The 2767-nt window shown below is 37.2% G+C and carries 5 protein-coding genes and 1 pseudogene; all 6 read left to right on the top strand.

Going from position 1 to position 2767, the window contains the following annotated elements; genetic code table 11:
- Window positions 1-309: pseudogene (locus tag K6G87_RS17075) on the top strand (flavin reductase family protein); the annotation flags it as partial.
- Between the two features lie 28 nt (window positions 310-337).
- Entirely contained in the window at window positions 338-1099 is a 762-nt protein-coding gene (locus K6G87_RS17070) for a GNAT family N-acetyltransferase (RefSeq protein WP_296839943.1), read from the top strand.
- A 76-nt stretch (window positions 1100-1175) separates the two neighbouring features.
- Window positions 1176-1616: a GNAT family N-acetyltransferase gene (locus K6G87_RS17065; protein ID WP_296839941.1), complete on the top strand. Its 441-nt coding sequence runs from the start codon at window positions 1176-1178 to the stop codon at window positions 1614-1616.
- 89 nt (window positions 1617-1705) lie between these two features.
- The gene (locus K6G87_RS19995; RefSeq protein WP_296839937.1) at window positions 1706-1804 is read left to right on the top strand and encodes a histidine phosphatase family protein; all 99 of its coding nucleotides are present in this window, start codon (window positions 1706-1708) and stop codon (window positions 1802-1804) included.
- A gap of 102 nt (window positions 1805-1906) precedes the next feature.
- Window positions 1907-2350, top strand: a complete 444-nt coding sequence (locus tag K6G87_RS17055) for a GNAT family N-acetyltransferase (RefSeq protein WP_242830955.1) — start codon at window positions 1907-1909, stop codon at window positions 2348-2350.
- Between the two features lie 23 nt (window positions 2351-2373).
- Window positions 2374-2607, top strand: a complete 234-nt coding sequence (locus tag K6G87_RS17050; RefSeq protein ID WP_296839929.1) for a hypothetical protein — start codon at window positions 2374-2376, stop codon at window positions 2605-2607.
- Window positions 2608-2767: the final 160 nt, after the last annotated feature.

Genomic DNA, 2767 nt, shown 5'->3' with positions numbered 1-2767 from the left:
TATTTTGGATCAAAGCATGCCAAAGACGGTGCTAAAGATGATATATCCTACGAAGTAGTTCGAGGAGAGGTTTTGGATGTTCCTGTTTTAAACGAAAGCCGATGGGTATATGAATGCGAGGTTGCAAGAACTGTCGAGACTAGGGATTCAACCACCTTTTTCTGTCATATCCGCAATATACAGATGGATGAAAGTCTTATGTGTGAAGATATATTTGATATTGATCTGACAGTGCTGGATCCGATTATCTATTCGGGCAGATATCATAGCCTTGGCAAGATGCTTGGAAAGATCGGTGATTTTTTATAATCGAATAACTTCTATAGGTGGTGCATAAATGGTTATAGAATTAAAAGATACTTCTAAAGTAAAAGATTTATTTGCAGGCTGGCAGGAAACATTGATTTATTCCTGTGTTCAAAAGGTTATGGGGAAGATTTTTGTTACTGATCACGTTGATCCTGTTTCTGCTTTTGCATATGTAGGTTGCTTTGGCTTTGTGGCAGGGAAGCCAAACAGAGAGCTTTTAGAAAACAAGCCGGAAGGCTTTACAATTATTACACCTCAGAACGAAGCCTGGGCAGCTCTAATAGAAGAGGTATATCCAAGTGCAAGGAAAGTGACAAGATATGCCATTAAGAAGGATACCAAATTTTATGAGGCTTCCTTACAGAAGAATATAGACATGCTTCCAAACGGGTATGAGTTAAAAGAAATTGATTCAGACCTTTACGACAAGTGTTTGGAAGATCCAGTGACAAGAGATTTTGTATCTTCTTTTGTCAGTAAAGAGCAGTATCTTGAACTTGGCAGGGGAATCGTCATTTTGAAAGATAATAAAATCGTATCTGGTGCGTCCTCTTATACCAGATACAACGAAGGAATAGAAATAGAAGTTGATACTGTTGAATCCGAAAGAAAGAATCATCTTGCGACTATTGCCTGTTCAGCACTTATCCTCAGGTGTCTGAAAGAAAATCTGTATCCAAGCTGGGATGCACAGAACATGAATTCAGTTCGTCTAGCTGAGAAGCTTGGGTATAAGTTTGATCATGAGTATATAGCATACGAAGTGGACAGGACGAGAAGAGTACATTAGTAATATATCTTTGAATTAAAGCTATTGAAATTCAGGCTTAAGTGACAATTATAAATCGGTATAGGGTGGAATGGATATGATTATACGACTAATGACAATTGACGACTACGAAAAGGTGTATCATTTGTGGCTTTCTTGTGATGGAATGGGGCTAAATAACCTTGATGATTCCAAAGAAGGGATTGCTAAATATCTTGATAGAAATCCGAATACTTGCTTTGTCGCCGAAATGTCAGATGAGATTATCGGCGTAATTATTGCAGGGCATGATGGAAGACGTGGGTTTATTTATCACACTGCGGTTAATTCTGATTATAGGAATCAAGGAATAGCGACTAAACTTGTAGATGCAGCTATGGATGCACTTAAGGCAAATGGAATAAATAAAGTTGCGTTAGTCGTTTTTGATAGAAATGTCACGGGAAATGCGTTTTGGGCTAAAGCTGGGTTTACTGTTAGAGATGATTTAGTATACAGAAACAAGGCTAATGTGGAAATGATAAGGATAGACACATAACTTCAGCTTTGTTGAGTTTGGAAATTGTACGGACATCAAACGTCATTCTGTGTAATAGAGAATAAGTGTACTAAGGTTAGGAATGTATTGTGAAGATATATTTTGCGAGACATGGACAAACAGATTGGAATACATTAAGAAAAGTTCAGGGGACTACTGATATTCCATTGAACAGTCGCATACGATAGAGGTTTATAATGCATCTCCTATAGAATTCAGTATCGAGGAATTGAATGAGATAAGAGAAAGGCTTTAATGAAGCTGCAGACAGAGGATTTAGGATAACAAATATGAAATACACAGAATTAACAGAAAAAGAACTTGATGAAGTAGTTAAAAAATATATAGAGTACTACAACACAGTAGAAGATTGCTGCTTTACTTACGAGAAAGCGTACAAGAGAATCCACCAGGTTATGACAATAGAAGATGCAATGTGCCAGATTCAGTATGATGATAACGGCAGTATGACCGGCTTTTGCATGGGATATTATAAGCAGTTCGATGATCTTCTTGCATATTTCCTTGAGGAAATCGTTATATTTACAGGCTTTCATAATCTTGGGTATGGTTCGGATTTTATGGCTGAAATTGAGGATGTTGTGAAAAAGAATGGAGCAGAGCACCTTGAGCTTATTTCGGTAAATGATGCTCACCACATGCACTTTTATGAAAAAGCAGGTTTTTATGCGGCAAAGAATCTTTCTATGATGGGAAAACATTGGCAGTTATGAGCTGAAAAGAAAGGACAAGTAATATGGCTTATCCGCGGACACTTAGTGACTACATACGACTGTATGCAAATGACGCAGCAGATATGGAAGTAGATATTTGTCAATATAGTGAAAGAGATGATGTTTGGGGCAGCTTTTATCATGGAAAGTTAGTTAAAGATAAAATACCGGAATGGGCGCTCGGGTATGAAGTTAAAGATGTCTATGAGTCTAAAGAAAATCATTCTTGTACTATTTATCTTAAAGCCCTGGAATAATAGTGGAATGGTTTAATTTCAGTAAAAATGACCATGGGAGTTGGAGAAGCTTTAATGGCTAAAGAATATTTATATCATGGAAGCCCCAAAAAGTTAGACAAGCTTGTTCCGAATCAAGCTTATGATACAGGATTTCAAGAAGGATGTCAGTATGCTGTTT

The sequence above is a fragment of the Butyrivibrio sp. genome (assembly GCF_024699075.1).
This window is presented reverse-complemented; position numbering and strand designations above follow the sequence as displayed.